This is a genomic window from Pseudomonas sp. CGJS7, assembly GCF_036961695.1.
Genome location: NZ_JBAMDI010000007.1, coordinates 154,396 through 171,370 on the forward strand (window position 1 = coordinate 154,396; position 16,975 = coordinate 171,370).

At 63.8% G+C, this 16,975-nt stretch carries 16 protein-coding genes; 7 read left to right on the plus strand and 9 right to left on the minus strand.

What is annotated here, in order from left to right:
- Positions 1-2: 2 nt before the first annotated feature.
- The 8 genes from V7787_RS07120 to V7787_RS07155 all read right to left on the minus strand — a co-directional run bounded on the left by V7787_RS07120 (position 3) and on the right by V7787_RS07155 (position 10,029).
- The gene (locus V7787_RS07120; RefSeq protein WP_064491182.1) at positions 3-1,343 is read right to left on the minus strand and encodes a hypothetical protein; all 1,341 of its coding nucleotides are present in this window, start codon (positions 1,341-1,343) and stop codon (positions 3-5) included.
- A gap of 309 nt (positions 1,344-1,652) precedes the next feature.
- Complete coding sequence (locus V7787_RS07125) at positions 1,653-2,192, minus strand: DUF2058 domain-containing protein (RefSeq protein ID WP_003252424.1); 540 nt, start codon at positions 2,190-2,192, stop codon at positions 1,653-1,655.
- Positions 2,193-2,218: 26 nt separating this feature from the next.
- Entirely contained in the window at positions 2,219-3,052 is an 834-nt protein-coding gene (mazG, locus tag V7787_RS07130; protein WP_003252422.1) for a nucleoside triphosphate pyrophosphohydrolase, read from the minus strand.
- Positions 3,053-3,176: 124 nt separating this feature from the next.
- Complete coding sequence (gene relA, locus V7787_RS07135) at positions 3,177-5,417, minus strand: GTP diphosphokinase (protein ID WP_010952715.1); 2,241 nt, start codon at positions 5,415-5,417, stop codon at positions 3,177-3,179.
- Positions 5,418-5,513: 96 nt separating this feature from the next.
- On the minus strand, positions 5,514-6,872 hold the full coding sequence (rlmD, locus tag V7787_RS07140) for a 23S rRNA (uracil(1939)-C(5))-methyltransferase RlmD (RefSeq protein WP_010952714.1): 1,359 nt from the start codon (positions 6,870-6,872) through the stop codon (positions 5,514-5,516).
- The gene (cysM, locus tag V7787_RS07145; RefSeq protein ID WP_003252416.1) at positions 6,873-7,772 is read right to left on the minus strand and encodes a cysteine synthase CysM; all 900 of its coding nucleotides are present in this window, start codon (positions 7,770-7,772) and stop codon (positions 6,873-6,875) included.
- Between the two features lie 94 nt (positions 7,773-7,866).
- Positions 7,867-9,306, minus strand: coding sequence for a sensor histidine kinase (locus V7787_RS07150; protein WP_336086870.1), 1,440 nt, complete (start codon positions 9,304-9,306; stop codon positions 7,867-7,869).
- Positions 9,307-9,309: 3 nt separating this feature from the next.
- On the minus strand, positions 9,310-10,029 hold the full coding sequence (locus V7787_RS07155; RefSeq protein WP_104962423.1) for a response regulator transcription factor: 720 nt from the start codon (positions 10,027-10,029) through the stop codon (positions 9,310-9,312).
- 193 nt (positions 10,030-10,222) lie between these two features.
- Here V7787_RS07155 and V7787_RS07160 point away from each other — a divergent pair, with 193 nt between their 5' ends.
- The 4 genes from V7787_RS07160 (at position 10,223) to V7787_RS07175 (ending at position 14,912) form a co-directional block, all read left to right on the plus strand.
- Positions 10,223-12,976 (plus strand): response regulator, encoded by a 2,754-nt coding sequence (locus V7787_RS07160; protein WP_336086873.1) that lies wholly within the window; start codon positions 10,223-10,225, stop codon positions 12,974-12,976.
- A gap of 76 nt (positions 12,977-13,052) precedes the next feature.
- The gene (locus V7787_RS07165) at positions 13,053-14,042 is read left to right on the plus strand and encodes a 2-hydroxyacid dehydrogenase (RefSeq protein WP_336086875.1); all 990 of its coding nucleotides are present in this window, start codon (positions 13,053-13,055) and stop codon (positions 14,040-14,042) included.
- A gap of 31 nt (positions 14,043-14,073) precedes the next feature.
- On the plus strand, positions 14,074-14,511 hold the full coding sequence (locus tag V7787_RS07170) for a hypothetical protein (protein WP_014592115.1): 438 nt from the start codon (positions 14,074-14,076) through the stop codon (positions 14,509-14,511).
- Positions 14,508-14,912, plus strand: coding sequence for an META domain-containing protein (locus V7787_RS07175; RefSeq protein ID WP_014592116.1), 405 nt, complete (start codon positions 14,508-14,510; stop codon positions 14,910-14,912). The genes V7787_RS07170 and V7787_RS07175 overlap by 4 nt, the downstream gene beginning before the upstream one ends.
- 117 nt (positions 14,913-15,029) lie before the next feature.
- Here V7787_RS07175 and V7787_RS07180 read toward each other — a convergent pair whose 3' ends face one another.
- A complete protein-coding gene (locus V7787_RS07180) occupies positions 15,030-15,494 on the minus strand; it encodes a peroxiredoxin family protein (RefSeq protein WP_010952706.1) in 465 nt (154 codons plus the stop codon).
- An 85-nt stretch (positions 15,495-15,579) separates the two neighbouring features.
- Between V7787_RS07180 and arsC the strand changes: the two genes are divergently transcribed.
- Genes arsC through V7787_RS07195 form a run of 3 tightly spaced genes read left to right on the plus strand, consistent with a single transcriptional unit; the run spans position 15,580 to position 16,941 of the window.
- On the plus strand, positions 15,580-15,933 hold the full coding sequence (gene arsC / locus V7787_RS07185) for an arsenate reductase (glutaredoxin) (protein ID WP_104962426.1): 354 nt from the start codon (positions 15,580-15,582) through the stop codon (positions 15,931-15,933).
- A complete protein-coding gene (gene wrbA, locus V7787_RS07190; protein WP_003252400.1) occupies positions 15,930-16,535 on the plus strand; it encodes an NAD(P)H:quinone oxidoreductase in 606 nt (201 codons plus the stop codon). Before arsC ends, wrbA begins: the two co-directional genes overlap by 4 nt.
- Complete coding sequence (locus V7787_RS07195; protein ID WP_003252389.1) at positions 16,528-16,941, plus strand: DUF2069 domain-containing protein; 414 nt, start codon at positions 16,528-16,530, stop codon at positions 16,939-16,941. The genes wrbA and V7787_RS07195 overlap by 8 nt, the downstream gene beginning before the upstream one ends.
- Positions 16,942-16,975 lie beyond the last annotated feature (34 nt).

A 16,975-nucleotide genomic window follows, 5' to 3' on the forward strand; every position in this document is an offset into this window, starting at 1 on the left:
CATCACTCCTTGGCGCCGGTGGATTGGGCACGTTCAAGCAGGAAAGTGAAATCGGCGAAGCTGGTGCGCGGTGACTGGGTCACGCGGGTGGTCGCGTTGTTGTGGCACTCCATGCAGCTGGACGAGGCCTGCGGGGTGGTGCCCTGGTTGTAGGTCTCCAGGGTGGCGTTGGCCAGGAAGTTCGGCGCAGGCGTACCTAACGGGTTGGTCGGCGACGGCACCTGGCAGTCATCGGCCGGGGCGGTGGGCCACTGGGTGCTGATCAGGTGGTAGTTGGCCCACACCGTGCCCTTGAGCGCGCCTTGCCACTGCGTGTTGAGCTGTTGGGTAGCGGCGGTGATGGGAATTTCGCGCACGATCTGCGAGGGGATGGCCTTCTTCGACGGGTCCCACGGTGGCGCGGGCGGCTCGTTCACCGGGCGGTCGCTGGCCTGGGAGTCGTAGAACAGGTAGGGCCCCTTGCGCTCGTTCATTGGCGTGGTCTTTTCCGGCACGTTGCGCACGTGCTCGAACGTCGACCATACCCACTGTGGTGCGCCTTCGGTCTTGTGCACGATGTGCAGGCCTACTAGCCCGACCTTCTGCGCAATGCACGACTCGGGGATCACCGCCCCCTTGTTCGGGTCGGCGTTGCCGGGGGTGTAGACCAGCGCGTCGACGGCGTGGAACTCCTGCGGGTTGTCGCTGCCATCGAGCACTTTCCAGGCCGACTTGACCATGATCGCGCCGACCTGCTGGGCCTTTTGCGAACCGCAGGCGAAAGCGATGCGGTTGTCGGCCTTGCTCAGAAACGCTTGCTGGCCTTCCTTGCTGTAAAGGCCATTGTTGACGATGTCATCGAACATCGGCTGGTTGACCATGATCGCGTTGCGTGTGTAGGTGCCGCTTTGGTCAACCAGCGGGCCGGTCTTGAACGGCTGGATGAACTCATCGAGCACACCGGCGACCTTGCCCATCTGTTGCAGCACCGGCAAGTCACCCTTGCCTTGGCAGGCCTCAGGCACGGGCGCCTGCTGGTCCCAGGCGACGGGCTTCTGACCCTTGGGCAGGAAGATCTCGTAGCTTTCTTTCCACGACTCCCACACGGTCTTGCCGGGCGCGCCGATCTTCGCCGAGGTGTTGGCACTGCCGTCGGCATTGGCGGGCCAGTTCAGGGCGACGAAGGTTTGCCACGACAGCACGTCGAAATCGTGTTGCAGGTTGTCCAGGGTGAAGGGGGGATTGGCGGTGACATCGAAGGGAATCGCAGGTGACAGCACCGGCGGGCTGGCCGCATCGGCCATGGCGAACGCACTGGTGAAACTTGCACCCAGGCACGCCAGCCGTTTCAGGGTTATTTTCATTGTCGTCTCCTCAGCAGATAAAGCGTCGGGACGACGAGGCGTAGTGGCCCTTCCTGGACCGAATGTTCAGCGCTATCCCTGACGCTAAGCTGGAGGCTAGCCGTTGTGCCGGAACCCTAGGAAATGTCCGACGAACGGAGGGAACCAAGACGATAGTGCAACTGACTAACTGCGCCGGTTCGGCGAGCGACGCCCCCTTTCGCGACACAAGGCCAGCGTCCTCTTGAGAACGCGCGTGTCACGAAAGGGCCGCAGAGCGGCCCTGCGATCTTGAATAACCGCATTAACGCCAAGGCGGGATTTTCGTGCTTACCACATCAGATCATCAGGGATCTTGTAAGCCGCGTACGGGTCGTCTTCGTCCGTTTCCTCGACATGGCTGTTGAGCAGCAGAATACGGCCAGGGTCGCGCTCCTGGATCTTCAATGCGGCCTCACGAGGGATAACCTCGTAACCACCGGCATGGGCTACCACGGCCAGCGCACCGTTGCTCAGCTTGGTACGCATCAGGGCGTTGACGGCAATGCGCTTGACCTTCTTGTCGTCGACGAAGTTGTAGTAATCCTCGGTGCTCAGCTTGGGCAGGCGAGTGGCCTCGATCAGTTGCTTGACCTGCGCGGCACGGGCCTTCTGCTCGGCCTTTTCCTGCTGCTGGCGGTTCAGCTCCTGGTCACGCCGGGCTTTTTCAGCCATGGCTTCCTTGGCCATGCGCTGCTGGCTGTCGTCGACTTCGACCTGGCCTTTGTGCTCCATGCGCTTCTGTTTCTTTTCAGCTTTGTTGGTCTGCGAGACCTGTTTCTGGTTGACCAGACCGGCTTTGAGCAATTGGTCGCGAAGGGAAAGGCTCATGAATATTCACTCACTTATGCAACAGCTCAGCCGCAGCTGGGCAGGTTCTTTTCCTGACGTTTGGCTTCCCCCCAAAGGGCATCCAGCTCGTCAAGGTCACAATCTTCAATGGGGCGGCCACTGTCGCGCAATGCCTGTTCGATAAAACGGAAACGTCGTTCGAACTTGCGATTGGCGCGGCGCAGCGCATGCTCTGGGTCTTGCTTGAGGTGGCGGGCCAGGTTGACCGCAGCAAACAGCAAGTCGCCGACTTCATCTTCCAGCGCATCGGCGTCGCCGTCGGCCATGGCCTGCAGCACTTCATCCAGCTCTTCGCGGACCTTGTCCAGCACCGGCAACGCCGCCGGCCAGTCGAAACCGACCGTGGCCGCACGTTTTTGCAGTTTGGCTGCCCGCGACAGCGCCGGCAAGGTTGCCGGCACGTCATCAAGCAGCGACAGCTGTTCGGGCTGGCTCTTCTCCGCGCGCTCTTCGGCCTTGATTTCTTCCCAGCGCGACTTGACCTGGGCTTCGCTCAGACTGGGCGTGTCCACCGGCGCGTACAGCTCGCCAGTGGGGAATACGTGCGGGTGGCGGCGGATGAGCTTGCGGGTGATGCTGTCGACCACGCCATCGAACTCGAAACGCCCTTCTTCGCGGGCCAGCTGGCTGTAGTAGACCACCTGGAACAGCAAGTCGCCCAGCTCGCCTTGCAGGTGCTCGAAATCGCCGCGCTCAATGGTGTCAGCGACCTCGTAGGCCTCTTCGATGGTGTGCGGGACGATGCTGGCGTAGTTCTGCTTCAGGTCCCACGGGCAGCCGTACTGCGGGTCGCGCAGGCGGGCCATGAGGTGCAGCAGGTCGTCAAGGGTGTAGGTCATACAGGCAGGTCCTTCGGTGGTGGCTTCTTCGCGGGCTTGCCCGCTCCCACAGGTACGGTGCAGATTTCGAAACCTGCATCCATCCTGTAGGAGCGGGTTTACCCGCGAAGCGGACGCCCCGGTCTCAAGGGGTACGATTACGCCGCGTCTCGATGATGTTCGGCAACTGCGAGATCCGCCCCAGCAGGCGCCCCAGCGCGTCCAGGCCTGGAATCTCGATGGTCAGCGACATCAGCGCGGTGTTGTCTTCCTTGTTCGAACGGGTGTTCACCGCCAGCACGTTGATCTTCTCGTTCAGCAGCACCTGCGACACATCGCGCAGCAGGCCCGGGCGGTCGTAGGCACGGATGACGATGTCGACCGGGTAGGTCTGCACCGGGATCGGCCCCCAGCTCACCTGGATCATGCGCTCTGGCTCCTTGCCTGCCAGCTGCAATACCGAGGCGCAGTCCTGGCGGTGAATGCTCACGCCACGGCCCTGGGTGATGTAACCGACAATGGCATCGCCCGGTAGCGGCTGGCAGCAGCCGGCCATCTGTGTCAGCAGGTTGCCGACACCCTGGATCTGAATGTCGCCACGCTTGCCGGTACGCGGCCCGGTAGGCTTGCGCGGCACCAGCTCGATCTGCTCGATACGCTCAGGCTCCAGCAACTGCTGGGCAGCGTTGACCAGATGAGCCAGGCGCAGGTCGCCAGCACCGAGCGAGGCAAACATGTCCTCGGCGGTCTTGACGTTGGTCTTCTCGGCCAGGCGCTCGAAATCAACCTGCGGCAGGCCCAGACGACTGAGCTCGCGCTCAAGCAAGGTCTTGCCGGCAGCAACGTTCTGGTCGCGGGCCTGCAATTTGAACCAGTGGACGATCTTGGCCCGCGCCCGCGAGGTGGTGACGTAGCCCAGGTTGGAGTTCAACCAGTCACGGCTGGGGTTGCCGTGCTTGCTGGTGATGATCTCCACCTGCTCGCCAGTCTGCAGGCTGTAGTTCAGCGGCACGATACGGCCGTTGATCTTCGCGCCGCGGCAGTTGTGGCCGATCTCGGTGTGCACGCGGTAGGCAAAGTCCAGTGGCGTGGCGCCTTTGGGCAGGTCGATGGCGTGGCCGTCGGGGGTGAACACATAAACCCGGTCAGGCTCGATGTCGACCCGCAACTGCTCGGCCAGGCCACCGATGTCGCCCAGCTCTTCGTGCCACTCCAGCACCTGGCGCAACCAGGAAATCTTTTCTTCGTAGTGGTTGGAGCTGGGCTTGACGTCGGTGCCCTTGTAGCGCCAGTGGGCGCATACGCCAAGTTCGGCCTCTTCGTGCATGCCGTGGGTACGGATCTGCACTTCCAGCACCTTGCCCTCGGGGCCGATTACCGCAGTGTGCAACGAGCGGTAGCCATTCTCCTTGGGGTTGGCGATGTAGTCGTCGAACTCCTTGGGAATATGCCGCCACAAGGTGTGCACGATGCCCAGCGCGGTGTAGCAGTCGCGGATTTCCGGCACCAGCACGCGCACCGCACGCACGTCGTAGATCTGGCTGAACTCCAGGCCTTTGCGCTGCATCTTGCGCCAGATCGAATAGATATGTTTCGCCCGGCCGCTGATGTCGGCCTTCACGCCAGTAGCGAGCAACTCGTTCTGCAACTGGTTCATCACGTCGCTGATGAAGCGCTCGCGGTCCAGCCGCCGCTCATGCAACAACTTGGCGATCTGCTTGTACTGGTCGGGCTCCAGGTAGCGGAAGGACAGGTCTTCCAGCTCCCACTTGATGTGACCGATACCCAGGCGGTGCGCGAGCGGCGCGTAGATGTCGAACACTTCACGCGCGACACGCAGGCGTTTCTCGTCATCGGCGGACTTGACCGCCCGGATTGCGCACGTGCGTTCGGCCAGCTTGATCAGCGCCACGCGCACGTCGTCGACCATGGCCACCAGCATCTTGCGCAGGTTCTCGACCTGCGCCTGCGAGCCCAGCACCAGCGACTGTCTTGGGCTGAGGCTGGCACTGATGGCGGCCATGCGCAGCACGCCGTCGATCAGCTTGGACACCACCGGGCCAAAACGCTGGCTGACCTCGGCGAGGGTGACCTTGCCCTCGCGCACCGAGCGGTAGATGACCGCAGCCACCAGAGAGTCCTGGTCGAGCTTGAGGTCAGCCAGAATTTCGGCGATTTCCAGGCCTGCCTGGAAGCTGGACGTACCATCCGCCCAGGAATGCTTGGCCGGGTTGCCCTTTTTCTCTACCTCAAGGGCAAACTCGCAGGCTTCTTTCAGCGCTGCGCGATCCAGTGCCGAATCGACGCTTACCACATGGTCCAACCATGCTTCGAGATTGATACTGCCGTCGGTGTTGACCGGCTGGTGCACTCTCACCTGTACCATCTTTGTTTTACCTTTCCATGCAGCACACCATACGGGTGTGCTGGCGATCACCGTGCGGCCGCCCTTCCGTGGCAACCACACCAAGGGGCCAGTCAGCTAGCCCGCTTCGAATAACGCCATGGCCTCGACATGCGCCGTCTGAGGAAACATGTCGAGAATCCCGGCCCTTTTTAACCGGTACCCCTGGCCGACCAGCACTTGGGCGTCTCTCGCCAGCGTGGCCGGGTTGCACGATACGTAGACCAGCCTTCTGGCCTTGAGGCGGGCGATGCCTTGCACCACCTCGAAAGCACCGTCGCGCGGTGGATCCAAGAGTACCGCAGAAAAGCCCTCGGCGGCCCATCCGGTGCCTGCCAAAGGCTGCGATAAATCGGCCTGAAAAAACCGTGCGTTATGCACATTGTTGTTCCGGGCATTGGCCGCGGCCCGATCGACCATGGCCTGTACACCTTCCACTGCCACCACTTCACGCGCCTGGCGGGCCAGCGGCAGGGCAAAGTTGCCCAGACCGCAGAACAAGTCCAGCACACGCTCGTCGGCTTGTGGCGCGAGCCAGGCCAGGGCCTGCTCGATCATCGCTGTATTGACCTGGGCATTCACCTGCACGAAATCGCCCGGGCGCCAGGCCAGCTCCAGCTGCCAGGGTGCCAGGGCAAAGCCCAACTGCGCCGCTGGGTCCACGGGCGCCGGCTCACCTTCGCCTTGCAGCCACAGCTGGGCGTTGGCCTGCTCGCAGAACGCTTGCAACCTGGCCTGGTCCTCAGCCGGCAATGGCGCGACGTGGCGCACCAGAACCGCCTCGGCGGTGCCACTGAACAGCTCTACATGGCCCAGCGCCTGCGGCTTGCTCAACGAACGCAGCACGGTCGGCAAGTGGCGCAAAATGGACTGCAAGGGTTGTACCAGCACTGCGCAATCGTCGATGGCAATGATGTCCTGGCTGGCTTCGGCGCGGAAGCCCACCTCCAGCTGACGCGCCTTGACGTCCCAGCGCACGGCCACACGGGCCCGGCGCCGGTAGCCGAATTCCGGCCCGCTCAGGGGGGCAGCCCACGCCTCGGGTTGCACGCCGGCCACCCGCTGCAACTGCTCGGCGAGTGTGCGCTGCTTCAGCGCCAGTTGCGCTTCGTGCGGCAGGTGCTGCAGGTTGCAGCCACCGCAGCGGTCGTAGTAGCGACACGGCGCCTCACGGCGCTCGGGCGCGGCCTGCAGCAACCGCTCCAGGCGTGCCTCGACCACTTTGCCACGGGCGTTGAGCACCCGCGCCTCCACGGCCTCACCGGCCAAGGCACCGCTGACGAACCAGGTACGCCCGTCGAGGAAGGCAATGCCACGGCCGTCACCGGCAAGGCGCTCGATGTCCAGGCGCTGCTTCTTGCCCACTGGGACCTGGGGGGTGCGATTGCCGCCGGCCGGCTGGAAGCGCAGGCCGCTGTTGCTTTTTTTCTTGGACATTTAGCGTGGATCAAACAGGCCAGTGGACAGATAACGGTCGCCGCGGTCGCAAATGATCGCAACCATGACCGCATTTTCCACTTCGCGGGACAGACGCAACATGGCCGCGACCGCACCACCAGAAGACACGCCGCAGAAAATGCCCTCTTCACGCGCAAGGCGACGGGTGGTGTCTTCGGCTTCCTGCTGCGACATGTCGACCACGCGGTCGACGCGGGTGGCATCGAAGATTTTCGGCAGGTATTCCTCGGGCCAGCGGCGAATGCCCGGAATAGCCGAGCCCTCCATCGGTTGCAGGCCGATGATCTGCACCGCGGGGTTCTGTTCCTTGAGGTACTGCGAGCAGCCCATGATGGTACCGGTGGTACCCATGGAGCTGACGAAATGGGTAATGGTGCCTTGGGTCTGCTGCCAGATCTCCGGGCCGGTGCTGTTGTAGTGGGCGATCGGGTTGTCGCCGTTGGCGAACTGGTCGAGCACCAGGCCACGGCCTTCGGCCTGCAGCTTCTCGGCCAGGTCACGGGCGCCTTCCATCCCCTCCTCCTTGGTCACCAGGATCAGCTCGGCGCCATAGGCCGTCATGGCGGCCTTGCGCTCGGCGGTGGAGTTGTCGGGCATGATCAGGATCATCTTGTAGCCCTTGATCGCCGCCGCCATCGCCAGGGCGATGCCCGTGTTGCCGGAGGTGGCTTCGATCAGGGTATCGCCTGGCTTGATCTGGCCGCGCAGTTCGGCGCGAGCGATCATCGACAGTGCCGGGCGGTCTTTCACCGAGCCGGCAGGATTGTTACCTTCGAGCTTGAGCAGGAGGGTATTGCTGGTTTCGCCAGCGATGCGCTGCAGGCGAACCAGTGGCGTATTGCCGACGCAATCGGCGATGGTTGGGTACTGCACGGTCATGGCGTATTTCGCAATCCGGACGGCGGGGGTGCCTATCATACCGGCAAACCCTTCGCGGCCATATCACGCAATCTGTAGTGCATATAGCTACAAGCTATAACGGTGTGACATGTGCTGGCCTCTTCGCGGGTGAACCCGCTCCTACAGGGGATCCGCTAGCCTGTAGGAGCGGGTTTACACGCGAAGCGGCCGGCACATGCAACGGCAACCTCATCCACAAGCGCAACCCGCGTTTGCCATTCTGCGCCCACAAGGTGCCGCCCTGGCGCTGGATGGCACTGCGGGCGATGCTCAGCCCCAGGCCGAAGCCACCATCCCCGGGCCGCGAACCGTCCAACCGCGAGAACGGCGCGAAAATCCGTTCCAGGTCTTCTTCAGCGACACCGCCACCCTCATCCTCAAGCCACAACCACCAATAGCTACCCTCACGCTGCCCACCCAACCGCACCACACCCTCGGCCGGCGAGTGGCGAATGGCATTGCGCAACATGTTCTCCAGCGCCTGAGCCAGGTGGTTGAGGTTGCCCTGCACCCAGCAGTCGGCCGGTACTTCGCAGCGCAGTTGCGCAGGCGACCAGCCGCTCTCGTAGCTGGCATTTTCGGCCAGCAACTCCCACAAGGCGTGGACCTCGATCGGCTCAAGGTTCATCGGCGCACGCTCGGCGTCCTGCCAGGCCAGTTGCAGGGTGTCTTCGACCAGTTGCTGCATGCAGTCCACTTCACGGATCAGGCGATCACGCAGACGCTGCAGGTCGGTTTCACCATCGCAGGCCACCCGCAACCGGCTCAGCGGCGTGCGCATTTCGTGGGACAGGTCGCGCAGCAACTGCTGCTGCATAGCCACCGTGCCTTGCAGCCGCTCGGCCATCTGGTCAAAGGCACGCGCCAGTTCGCCCAGCTCGTCATGCCGGGCGATGGTGCGCGAGTCCAGCCGGGCCGACAGCTGATCGGCCCGCCAGGCATTGGCCTGCTCGCGAAGTTGGTTCAGCGGCACGATCAACATGCGGTACAGGCCTACACACAACAGCAAGGTGAACAGCCCCGGGATGATGCCGTTGGTGACAATGCGCCACAGCAAGCGGTGCTGCCCCGGATTGAAGCGCTGCGGCAGTTCGATCACCAGCATGCCCTGCTCCGGCGCCCCCGGGAATGGTATGCGCACCCACGGCTGGTCGACACTGCGCCGACTCATTGGCCAATCGACACCGCGCAAGCGCGTCAGACGCTGCATGATCTGTGGGTTGAGGGTGGCGCTGTCGAGCGGGCGCAGGTTGATGTCGAGCACGCCGACCCAGCCCCGTTCGCGCTGATGCATGGCCGCCACCCACTGGTCCAGCCCTGCCCGCCCGCCGCTGCGCCAGGCCTGCTCAGCTTCGGCGGCATAACCCCGCAAGGTCTGCCGTGCCGGCTCCGAGAGGAAGGCATTCTGGGTTTCCATGTGCCGGCCCCAGGTATAACTGAGGCCGATCATCAGCAGGCAAAAGCCCACCAGCAAGATGGCCAGCTTCCAGAACAGCGAATGGCGGTCGAGCATGGCTCACTCCGCCTCGCTGGCACTGAGCACGTAACCCTTGCCCCACACGGTGCGGATCTGCCGTTCGTGATAACCGATGCCCTTGAGCTTGCGACGGATCTGGCTGACGTGCATGTCCAGGCTGCGGTCATGCCGTGAATAGCCGCGCTGCAACACGTGCTGGTACAGGAATGGCTTGCTGAGGACTTCGTCGAGGTTGCGGTTGAGGATGTCCAGCAGGCGGTATTCGCTGGGGGTCAGGCCTGCCAGGCGGCTATTCAGGCGCACGTCACACAGCCCCTCATCGAACTGCAACTCGCCGCAGCCGGCTTGCTCCAGCGGGCCCTGATGCCGCCGCTCCAGGGCCACGCGGCGCAGAATCGCCTCGATGCGCACCTGCAACTCGGCCATGCTGAATGGCTTGGGCAGGTAATCGTCGGCGCCGCGCTGAAAGCCGCTGATACGATCCGCCTCGGCCCCCAGCGCCGACATCATGATCACCGGTGTGGTGCTGTGCCTGCGCAACTGCGCCAAGGCGTCCAGCCCATCAAGCCCGGGCAGCAGGATGTCCATGAGCACCACATCGAAAGCCTGGCGGCCAGCCGTTTCCAGGCCCTCCAGGCCATTGCGGCACCAGGTGACCTGGCAGCCTCCACGCTGCAGCTCTTCCTGCAGATAGGCACCAAGCACCGGGTCGTCCTCGATGGCAAGGATGTTGGTGTTGTAAATAGATACAGGATTCATTGGCAACTGCCATGCATTCTCAATTACGTGATTATTGAGCATTCGCCACCTGCCAGGCAACCGCACTGCGACCAATGCCCCGGCAACGGCGCATAACACGTACTAAAGAGATGCAATGGTGCGGCAGGCGGAGTAACTTCGCGGCTTGGCCGTTACCACTTGACGGCATCCAGGCACATCAGAGGAGGCGAGTGTGCTCGATCGCTTGGGAATCCGCAGCCGGGTACTGCTGCTGGCACTGCTACCGGCCGGCTTGATGGCCCTGGTGCTGGGTAGCTATTTCACCTGGCTGCAACAGAACGACCTGCGCACCCAGCTGCTGCAGCGCGGCAAGATGATCGCCGAACAACTGGCGCCCCTGGCTGCACCCGCCATGGCCCGGCTCGCGCCTGCGCAACTGGAGAGAATTGCCGCACAAACCCTGGAGCAGGCCGATGTGCGCGCAGTGGCGTTTCTGGCCCCGGACCGCACGCGCCTGGCCCACGCCGGCCCGAGCATGCTCAACCTGCCGCCCAGCGGCGGTACCGGCACCCAACTCCTGCAGCGCAGTGGCAACGACGCCACCCGCTACCTGATGCCAGTTTTCGGCCACCACCGCGACCTGGCCACCGACGCCGTGCCGGCCGAAGCCGAGCGCCTGCTGGGCTGGGTAGAGATCGAGTTGTCGCACGACGGCACGCTGCTGCGCGGCTACCGCAACCTGTTCACCAGCCTGTTGCTGATCCTCGCCTGCCTGGCACTCAGCGGCCTGCTGGCGCTGCGCATGAGCCGCACCATCAACGACCCCATCGAACGCATCAAGCACGCGGTCAATCAGCTCAAGGACGGCCACCTCGAAGAACGCCTGCCGACCATGGGCAGCCATGAGCTGGACGAACTGGCCCACGGCATCAACCGCATGGCCGAAACCCTGCAGAACGCCCACGAAGAACTGCAACACAGCATCGACCAGGCCACCGAAGACGTGCGCCAGAACCTGGAAACCATCGAAATCCAGAACATCGAGCTGGACATGGCGCGCAAAGAGGCACTTGAGGCCAGCCGCATCAAGTCGGAGTTCCTGGCCAACATGAGCCACGAAATCCGCACCCCGCTCAATGGCATCCTCGGCTTTACCCACCTGCTGCAAAAAAGCGAGATGACACCGCGCCAGCTCGACTACCTGAACACCATCGAGAAATCTGCTGACAACTTGCTGGGAATCATCAACGAAATCCTCGATTTCTCCAAGATCGAAGCCGGCAAGCTGGTGCTCGACAGCATACCGTTCAACCTGCGGGACCTGATCCAGGACACCCTGACCATCCTCGCTCCGGCCGCCCACGCCAAGCAGCTGGAATTGCTGAGCCTGATCTACCGCGACACGCCTGCTTCGCTGGTGGGCGACCCGTTGCGGCTCAAGCAGATCCTCACCAACCTGGTCAGCAACGCCATCAAGTTCACCCGCGAAGGCACCATCGTCGTGCGCGCCATGCTGGAAGACGAGCACGAAGACTGCGCGCAGTTGCGCATCAGCGTGCAGGACACCGGCATCGGCTTGTCACCACAGGATGTGCGCACACTGTTCCAGGCCTTCAGCCAGGCTGACAACTCACTGGCCCGCCAGCCCGGCGGCACCGGTCTGGGGCTGGTGATTTCCAAGCGCCTGATCGAACAGATGGGCGGCGAGATCGGTGTCGACAGTACCCCGGGCGAAGGTTCGCAGTTCTGGATCAGCCTCAACCTGCCCAAGGCTCATGACGATGCCGAAGCGCTGCCACCGCAGCCATTGCTGGGCCGCCGTGCTGCCATTGTCGATGGCCACGAACTGGCGCGCCAGGCACTGGAGCACCAGCTGGAAGACTGCGGCCTCAGCGTGAGCCTGTTCGCCTCCTACGACCAGTTGCTGCAGGGGGTGCAGGCCGCCAGCCAGGCCGGCCTGCCCTTCGAGTTCGCGGTGCTCGGGGCCAACCTGGGCAACCTGTCGCCCGAGCAACTGGGCCATTATCATCAGCAGCTCGAGCGTTACCACTGCCAATGCGTGGTGCTGTGCCCGACCACCGAGCAGGCGCTGTACCACCCGTACCTGCCCAACGGCCATGGCCAGTTGCTGTCCAAGCCGACCTGCACCCGCAAGCTGCGGCGCCTCTTGCTGGAGCTGGTACAACCTCGCCGTCCGCTGGCCGAGGGGAGCAACCCCAACGGCCAGCGACGACCGAAAATACTCTGCGTCGACGACAATGCCGCCAACCTGCTGCTGGTAAAAACCCTGCTCGAAGACCTGGGTGCCGAGGTACTGGCCGTCAACAATGGTTATTCGGCGGTACAGGCCGTGCAGGAAGAGTTGTTCGACCTGGTGCTGATGGATGTGCAGATGCCCGGCATGGACGGCCGCGCCTGTACCGAACAGATCCGCCTGTGGGAAAACACCCAGAGCGGCAACCCGCTGCCGATCGTCGCCCTCACTGCCCATGCCATGGCCAATGAAAAGCGGGCGTTATTGCACAGCGGCATGGACGACTACCTGACCAAACCCATCAGCGAACGGCAACTGGCCCAGGTGGTGATGAAGTGGACCGGCCTGAGCCTGGGCACACCGCAGCAGGCGCAGCCCGAACTACTGACCAACGGCGACGAACTGAAGGTACTCGACCCCGAAGAGGGCCTGCGCCTGGCCGCTGGCAAGGCAGATCTGGCGGCTGACATGCTGAGCATGCTGCTGGCCTCGCTGGACGCAGACCGCGAAGCCATACGCGCCGCCCGCGCCGCCGATGACCGCAATGGCCTGATCGAGCAGGTACACCGTCTGAACGGTGCCTCACGCTATTGCGGCGTGCCGCAGTTACGGGCAGCGTGCCAACGCAGCGAGACCTTGCTGAAGCAGGACAATCCCCAGGCGCAGCAGGCCCTGGATGAACTGGACAGCGCGATCAGCCGGCTGGCGGCTCAGGCCAGATTGAGCGCTTGAGGGGATCTGGGCCACGCTGGGTATGCCTTGACAGGCAGTGACCCACCCAAGACATGCATTGCAAAGGAGTTCCACCATGCGCGCCCTGTTGTTCAGCAGCCAGCACTACGACCAGGAAAGCTTCACCAAGGCTGCCGGCGGCACCGCCCTGGAGCTGCATTTCCAGCCCGCCCGCCTGACCCTCGACACCGCCGCCCTGGCAGAGGGCTTTGAGGTGGTCTGCGCCTTCATCAATGACGAACTCGACGCGCCGGTGCTGCAGCGCCTGGCCGATGCGGGCACGCGGTTGATCGCCCTGCGCTCGGCCGGCTACAACCACGTCGACCTGGCCGCAGCCCAGCGCTTGGGCCTGGCCGTGGTGCGGGTGCCGGCCTACTCGCCACACGCCGTTGCCGAGCACGCCGTGGCGCTCATCCTGGCACTCAACCGGCGCCTGCATCGGGCCTACAACCGCACCCGCGAAGGTGACTTCACCCTGCACGGGCTGACCGGCTTCGACCTGCACGGCAAAACCGTCGGGGTGGTCGGTACCGGCCAGATCGGGGCCGCCTTCGCTCGCATCATGGCCGGTTTCGGCTGCCAGCTGCTGGCGTACGACCCCTACCCCAACCCAGAGCTGCTGGCCCTTGGCGCCCGCTACATGCCCCTGCCCGAGCTGTTGCGCGAAGCCCGCATCATCAGCCTGCACTGCCCACTGACCGAACACACTCGCCACCTGATCAACGCGCAAAGCCTGGCCCAGTTGCAGCCCGGCGCCATGCTGATCAACACCGGTCGCGGTGCGCTGGTCGACACCCCGGCGCTGATCGACGCACTGAAAAGCGGCCAGCTTGGCTACCTGGGCCTGGACGTCTACGAAGAAGAAGCCCAACTGTTCTTCGAGGACCGCTCCGACCTGCCCTTGCAAGACGATGTGCTGGCTCGGCTGCTGACCTTCCCCAACGTGATCATCACCGCCCACCAGGCTTTCCTCACCCGCGAGGCGCTGGATGCCATTGCCGCGACCACACTGGACAACATCAACCGCTGGGCGGCAGGCAATCCACAGAACCTGGTGATGGGTTAATGCTAGGATACGCGGCATTTCTGGAGGACCCATGGTCGAACACGATTTTCGCTACACCCTTTTCAACCCGCAACACACCCTGATCGAGTGCCGCGCTTTGGTGCCGGGCCGCTATCAGGTCACGGGCAACGGCGGTTCGATGCAAAAAGGCGACAGCCTGCTGGTCACGCTCAAGGGCAGCAAGGATTTGTCCATGCGCCTGACCGTGGAAAGCGTGCGCCACCTGATCAACCCACGCGGCCAGTGGGTGGCCGTGGCGAGTGGCCCGGTATTCAACGAGCTGGAAATCCTCACCTGGCAGGTCGAGTGCGATCGCTGCGATGCGGTGCTGGGCTTCGAGTTCGCAGTAGACGCCAAGCTCGGCAAGGCAGCTCGTCAGCCGGCTGCCAGCGCCCGTATCGCAGAGCTGGGCTGGGCCAGCCGTGGCGAAAAACACCTGTGCCCGCGTTGCCAGGAGAGCGCCGAGTGAAGAATCTGCTGACCGGCGTGCTGATTGCAACCGGCCTGCTCGGCTGCGCCACGGAACCTTCCCGGCTGCAGCAGGAACGCAGCTACGTGCTGGAATGGATTGGCGAACGACCACTGATCGACTACAGCCACCTGACCTTGACCCTGGCCAGCGACGGCCGTGCCTATGGCAACGGCGGCTGCAACCACTGGTTTGCGCCTTACACGCTCGATGGCGAACACCTGAGCTTCGGCAAGGTCGGCAAGACCCGCAAGCTGTGCGCACCCGCGCTGATGGAACAGGAAAAGCGCTTCCTGCAGGCGCTGGAAACGGTGGAGCGTTGGGATGTATCACCGGTGGGGCAGATGCGCTTCTGGCCAGCCGAAGGCAAGCCGCTACGCTTCTGGCCCGAGGAAGGCTGAGGATTGCCGGGGCCGCTTTGCGGCCCTTCGCGGGCACGCCCGCTCCCACAGTTTGTCGCGTCCCCCCTGTGGGAGCGGGCCTGCCCGCGAAGGGCCGCGAAAGCGGCCCCGAATGCATCAGGCGCCTTTCAGGGCCTTGATCTTGGCCTGCAACCCTTCCAGGGTCTGCTCGCCCATCAACTGCTCACGCACCTTGCCCTTGTCGTCGATGATGTAGGTCACCGGCAACGCCTCGCTGCGCGGCAGGTCATAGCGCTCGGCCGGGTCCTGGGCAAGCACGGTGAAACCGATACCCAGGGTTTCGGCAGCCTGCTTGAGGTCCTGCCCCTGCAGGCCATCGAAGTTCACCCCCACCACCTTGACGCCATCAGCCGCCCATTGCTTGGCCGCCGCGTTCAGTTCCGGGATTTCGGTACGGCACGGTCCGCACCATTCAGCCCAGTAGTTGAGCACCAGCCAGTGCCCTTCGATCTGTTCGGCCTTAACCGTATTACCGTGTTGGTCCACGCCGTAATCGGCACCGCAACCACCGAGCAACAGGCTCGCGGTGATGGCCAGTACTGCTGCCAGACGCCTTGCCATGGGTCAATCCTTCTCGAGTTTTAAAGCAAATTGGTCAGTCGCTGCGGTTAGAATAGCCGCCACACCCAGCTGGATGCGACCCGACATGACTGATCTCACGCTCTATCATAACCCGCGCTGCTCGAAATCCCGCGGCGCCCTGGAACTGCTCGAGGCCCGCGGCTTGGCCCCGACCATCGTGCGCTACCTGGAAACCCCGCCCGACGCGGTCACCCTCAAGGCCCTGCTCGGCAAGCTGGGGATCGCCCCGCGTCAGTTGCTGCGCAGCGGCGAGGACGAATACAAAGCGCTGAACCTGGCTGACCCGGCACTGACCGACGCGCAACTGATCGAGGCCATGGCCCAGCACCCCAAACTGATCGAGCGGCCGATCCTGGTAGCCGGTGACAAGGCCGTGGTCGGTCGCCCGCCGGAAAAAGTGCTGGAGATCCTGCCGTGAGCGCGCCCTACATCCTGGTGCTGTATTACAGCCGCCATGGCGCGACCAGCGAAATGGCCCGGCACATCGCCCGCGGTATCGAGCTGGCCGGCATGGAGGCACGCCTGCGTACGGTGCCAGCGATTTCCACCGAATGCGAAGCGGTGGCCCCGGATATTCCGGCCAGTGGCGCGCTGTACGCCACCCTTGACGACCTGCGCCACTGCGCTGGCCTGGTACTGGGCAGCCCGACCCGGTTCGGCAACATGGCAGCGCCACTCAAGTACTTCCTCGATGGCACCAGCAGCCTTTGGCTAGGCGGTGAGCTGGTCGGCAAACCGGCTGGCGTGTTCACCTCCACCGCCAGCCTGCACGGCGGCCAGGAAACCACCCTGCTGTCGATGATGCTGCCGCTGATGCACCACGGCATGCTGGTGATGGGCCTGCCCTACAGCGAGTCGGCACTGCTCGAGACCCGTGGCGGCGGCACGCCTTATGGCGCCAGCCACCACGCAGGCGCCGATGGCAAGCGCGAACTCGACCCACACGAAATCGCCCTGTGCCGCGCCCTGGGCCAACGCCTGGCGACCACGGCCAAGGCCCTGGAGGCGGCGCGTGGCTAGAAAGCCCAAGGCATTGCCGCCGGTCCAATGGCTGGTACCACGCCTGCGCCTGACGCGGGCATTGAGCCTGGCATGCTTCTTCGGCCTGATCGCCCTGCTGGTGGTGAACAACCTGTGGTTCGCCAACCTGCATGGGGCCAGGGTCGAGGTGATCCTGGCGATCGAGCTGGTGCCGTTGCTGTTGCTGCTGCCAGGCATGCTGAAAGGCAGCGCCCGGGCGCATGCCTGGACCTGCTTCGTGGTGAATATCTATTTCATCAAGGGCGTGCTGGCAGCGTTCGACCCGTCGCGGGCGGTATTCGGCTGGCTTGAAGTGCTGGTGAGCCTGGGGCTGTTCATTGCCGGGCTACTGTACGTGCGCTGGAAGTTCCAGCATGAACGGCGCATGGCAGGCGAAGGCAGTTAGATTTTTCGCGGGCACGCCCGCTCCCACAGGCCCG

Coding starts and splice junctions, on each gene's coding strand:
- V7787_RS07170 (WP_014592115.1), top strand. CDS start 14,074: ATGGTCGAACACGATTTTCGCTACACCCTTTTCAACCCGCAACACACC.
- V7787_RS07155 (WP_104962423.1), bottom strand. CDS start 10,029: ATGAATCCTGTATCTATTTACAACACCAACATCCTTGCCATCGAGGAC.
- V7787_RS07180 (WP_010952706.1), bottom strand. CDS start 15,494: ATGGCAAGGCGTCTGGCAGCAGTACTGGCCATCACCGCGAGCCTGTTG.
- cysM (WP_003252416.1), bottom strand. CDS start 7,772: ATGACCGTGCAGTACCCAACCATCGCCGATTGCGTCGGCAATACGCCA.
- V7787_RS07150 (WP_336086870.1), bottom strand. CDS start 9,306: ATGCTCGACCGCCATTCGCTGTTCTGGAAGCTGGCCATCTTGCTGGTG.
- V7787_RS07125 (WP_003252424.1), bottom strand. CDS start 2,192: ATGAGCCTTTCCCTTCGCGACCAATTGCTCAAAGCCGGTCTGGTCAAC.
- relA (WP_010952715.1), bottom strand. CDS start 5,417: ATGGTACAGGTGAGAGTGCACCAGCCGGTCAACACCGACGGCAGTATC.
- arsC (WP_104962426.1), top strand. CDS start 15,580: ATGACTGATCTCACGCTCTATCATAACCCGCGCTGCTCGAAATCCCGC.
- V7787_RS07165 (WP_336086875.1), top strand. CDS start 13,053: ATGCGCGCCCTGTTGTTCAGCAGCCAGCACTACGACCAGGAAAGCTTC.
- V7787_RS07120 (WP_064491182.1), bottom strand. CDS start 1,343: ATGAAAATAACCCTGAAACGGCTGGCGTGCCTGGGTGCAAGTTTCACC.
- rlmD (WP_010952714.1), bottom strand. CDS start 6,872: ATGTCCAAGAAAAAAAGCAACAGCGGCCTGCGCTTCCAGCCGGCCGGC.
- mazG (WP_003252422.1), bottom strand. CDS start 3,052: ATGACCTACACCCTTGACGACCTGCTGCACCTCATGGCCCGCCTGCGC.